This window comes from Streptomyces glaucescens, from assembly GCF_002154375.1.
In the GTDB taxonomy this organism is placed as follows: domain Bacteria; phylum Actinomycetota; class Actinomycetes; order Streptomycetales; family Streptomycetaceae; genus Streptomyces; species Streptomyces glaucescens.
Genome location: NZ_MUND01000672.1, coordinates 1 through 3,863, shown reverse-complemented (window position 1 = coordinate 3,863; position 3,863 = coordinate 1). Strand labels below are relative to the sequence as shown.

The following is a 3,863-nucleotide window of genomic DNA, read 5'->3' as shown; positions in this document are numbered from 1 at the left end:
TCGCCGACCGGCTGCCCGACTGGACGGCCGCCCGGCCGCTCGCCTACTCCCACTTCGTCCAGCGTTCCCCCGCGGCCCCGCCCGCCGACGACGGCACCGGCCTGCTGTGCGTCAACCACGTCTACGGCGGATGGGGCCGCTTCACCAGCCGCTTCCTCGACGCGCTGCCGACGGGTGCCGCGGCCGAGGTCGGCGAGTACGTCAGGCGCGGCCTCGGGGACGCGCGGGCCGCCCAGATCCGGCCGGTGGGCGGGTTCAACGCCAACCTCCACCCGCTGCTGCTCGCCGAGGACATCGGTCCCGACCGCGGCCGGACGGCTCTCGCCGAGGCCGACCTCGACCTCGTGCACGACCGGGCCGAGGACCGGCTGCGCTTCCGGGTACGGGCGAGCGGCGACCTGCTGGACGTGCTCTACCTGGGTTTCCTCGCCCCGGTCATGCTGCCGCGGCGGCTCGGCCCGTTGCTGTCGGACCACCCCGAGGGAATGGTGAACCTCCGCCCGCTGCTGCCCCGGCACGTGCTGACGGCACCCGGTGGCCGGGTGGTGCGCACGCCACGGCTGCGCCACCGCCACCTCGTGCTGGCCCGGCGCCGCTGGCAGCTCGGCCGGGGCGCGCTTGACGCGCTGCGCGCCGACCTCGCCTCGGGGGAGGGGGAGGTGCCGGTCGCCGCGGTGGCCCGCTGGCGGGCCCTGCTCGGCCTGCCGGAGCAGCTCTTCCTGCACCCGGTCGCGCACCCCCCGTCCGGGCGCGCGACCGACGACTTCGTCGCACGGCTGAGCGCTCCCAAGCCACAGGCGCTCGACTTGGGCAACGCCCTGCACCTGCGCTGCCTGGGCACCTGGCTGGCACGCCACCCCGAGGGCGTCGTCCTCGAGGAGGCCCTGCCCGCCTTCGGCGGCCGAGACCGGCCCACCCACGTCGTGGAGTCCGTCGTCGAGACGTACCGCCCGGCCCGCCGCCGGACCGTTCCGGCTCGCACGACCACCACCACGCAGCCGCCCGCGCCCCGCCGAGGAGGCATCCGGTGAACACTCCGGCAGTCCTCCGGGCCGCGGCCCGTCCCGTCGCGGCCCTCGACGTCGTCCTCTACGACTACCGCGAGGACAAGGCACCGCTCCTGCGCGACCCGGTGCTGCCGCTGGCCCGCCAGGCCACGGCGGACGGCCTGACCGCACACGTCGAGCGGCACTGGCTGCACGGCCCCCACGTGCGGATACGGCTGAGCGGTGCCCGTGGCCGGGTCGACGCGGCGGCCGGGCGTGCCGCGGCCGCCCTGCGGACCTGGGCCGCGGGCCACCCCTCGGGCGCCCGCGTCACCGGTGCTGAACTCCTCGCCCGGGCCGAGGCGGCGGGCCGCGCCGAGCTGATCGCCCCGCCGTACGAACCGCTCGTGCCGGACGGCACGGTCCGCGTCGAGCCGGTCGACCAGACCTCCCTCCACGCCCTCATCGGGCCCGACGCGACCCGGCTCCGCGACGACCTGCTCGCCGTCGGCCTGCCGGCGCTCGACAGCGGCACCGCGTTCCTGGGCGCGCACGGCGACGCGTCGCCCGCCCGCGTGCGACTCGCCCTCACCGCGCTGGCCGCGCACACCGCCGCGCACCCGCAAGGACTGATCGGCGGTCACTACTCCTTCGTGTCCCACCTGGAGGACTTCCTGGAGTACGAGGACCGAGGCGGGCGGCTGCGGGCGGCCTTCGAACGCCGGTGGTGGACCACGGGGCCGGCCGTCACCGCCCTCGTCGGCCGGATCACCGGCGGCGGGGCTGCCGGGTGGGAACGCGCCTGGGCCGGCTGGTCCGCCGACGCGTGGCGCATCGCGCAGGAGCGGTTCGACGCGGGCGCGGACCTCACCGGCGTCCCCGCCGAGTACCGGGACCGCGCGGCGGCCCTCGGCGACCCTGCGGTGGCCGACCGCTGGAACCCGGACGCCCGCACCCGCTACAGCGAGTTCCACCGGCGGCTGCACCGCTCGGACCCACGCGGAACGATGTGGACCCGCCACGACTACGTGATCTACCGGGCGGCCACGAACGCGCTCTACCGCCTGTTCACCATCTGCGATGTACGGCCGGTGGAGCGGTACCTCGCCGCGTACCTCCTGGTGCGGTCGGTACCGGACCTCACCGGACACTCCTGGCAGGCCCGCCTCGACGAGGCGATCGCGGCGACGGAGGGACGATCATGACCGCCGACGGCGGGGAGCCGGGGGCGGACAGGGCCTCGAAGTCCCCGGGACGCCTCCCGCACCCGGCTCCTGAGGCGGGCGGGGAACCCGCCCTGCCGGTGCCGGTGCCGGTGCCGGTGCCCGAGGCTCCCACCGCGTCCATGGCCGGGCCCCTGCCGCGGCCGCGGCTGCGGCCCGGCGTGGCCGTCACCCCGCTGGTGGCCGGTCTGCACCTGCGCGGCCGCGGCGCGGGCGTCACGCTGGAGGGCAGTCGCGCGCTGCCGCTCCTCTGGAAGCTGCTGTCGGCCCGGCTGGCCGCGGACCGCGTGGCGGGGACGGCCGAGTCGGCCGATCCCCGGGTGGAGGCCGCCCTCACCACCCTCACGGCCCGGCTCCGCGAACACGACCTGCTGGTCGAGCACCCCGACGGCGCGGAACTCCCGCCCTGGCCCGGCTCGTCGGCGGCGGACCCGGCGCGGGCGGCCGAAGCGATCCGGGCCGCGAGGCCGGTCATCGCCACCCTCCACCCGCACAGCCCCCTCGCCACAGGCCTGGCGCAGGCCCTGAACGATGCGGGAGCGAGCCCGCGGCTCACCGTCGACGGCCGACTGGCCGTGGGCCAGGCCGTGGTCACGGCGGACACGCCGTCCGGAGCCGTGGCGCTGGCCGTCTCCTGCGACGCCGACGGCGGCTTCGTCACCGAGCCCGGGCCGCCCGGACACGCCCGCTCCGAGGCGGACGCCGTCGCCGCCAGGCTCCGGCCCGGCACGCAGCCGTGGACGCCTCCGGGCAGCCCCCTCTCCGCGCCGCACCAGGCGTCGACGCCGTCCGGTACACACGTGGCCCTGCTCGCCGGAGCCGCGGCCGGCCGGCTGCTCGCGGCCGTCGCCGGCCTTCCCGACCCCGCCGCGCACGAGGACGCGTCCGCCACGGCGGCGACCGGACATCCGGCGGTCCTGGTCGCCCGGGCCGAGCCGCCCGAGGCGACCTACCACCCCTGGGCCGGAGCTCCGCGCACCGCACGCCAAAGCCCCCGGGCCCCACGGGACCTCGCCGAAGCCCTGCACCGGATCACCGCCCTGACCGATCCCCGTCTCGGCGTACTCGACGCACCGCTGCCCGGGAACCTGCCGCAGCTCCCGGCGTCGCTCGTGTCCTGCCGGACCGGGGAGGGCCCGCTCGTCGCGGGAGCGGGACGGGCGGACCAGGCCCGGCTGGAAGCGGCCTGTCACGCCGCCGAACTCGCTCTCGCCGACGCCTCCGGGATCCCGGTCGTCGGTGCGACCCCGGGCCATGCCCACGGCCGGGCCCTGCGCCGCGCCCTCCTCCACGGCGCCGCACCGACGGCATCCGGCGGCATCGCGGACGACGTCTGGAACAGCCACCCCCAAGCCCGCCACTGGTGGACCGTCCTGACCGTACGCATGGGCCGGCAAGCGGAGTTGTCGGTCCGGCGACTGGGCTCCGAACAGGCCCACACGGCCGTCGTCCGCATCCGGCCGACCCCGGCCGCCGCCGCAGCCGACGGCCGGACCGCCACCGTCCCCGGCATGGTCAGCCGGGCCGTCGAGGCCACCGCCGCCGACGCCGTGGCCCTCGCCGCCCTCGGCGCCGTCACGCGCGTGATGGCGGCCGCACACGTCCCCGAAGGGTCACGGCACGCCGTCCTCACCGGCGCCGCGGCCCCGCTCGC

2 protein-coding genes and 1 pseudogene are annotated in these 3,863 nt (G+C 77.7%); all 3 read left to right on the top strand.

The window, feature by feature from the left end; translation table 11 throughout:
• Nucleotides 1-1,031: pseudogene (locus CCN42_RS42900) on the top strand (lantibiotic dehydratase family protein); the annotation flags it as partial.
• Entirely contained in the window at nt 1,028-2,191 is a 1,164-nt protein-coding gene (locus tag CCN42_RS34500; RefSeq protein WP_158102173.1) for a lantibiotic dehydratase C-terminal domain-containing protein, read from the top strand. The pseudogene CCN42_RS42900 and the gene CCN42_RS34500, both read left to right, overlap by 4 nt.
• Nucleotides 2,188-3,863: hypothetical protein (locus CCN42_RS34495; protein WP_086741346.1), on the top strand; the 1,676-nt coding region annotated here is incomplete at its 3' end. The genes CCN42_RS34500 and CCN42_RS34495, both read left to right, overlap by 4 nt.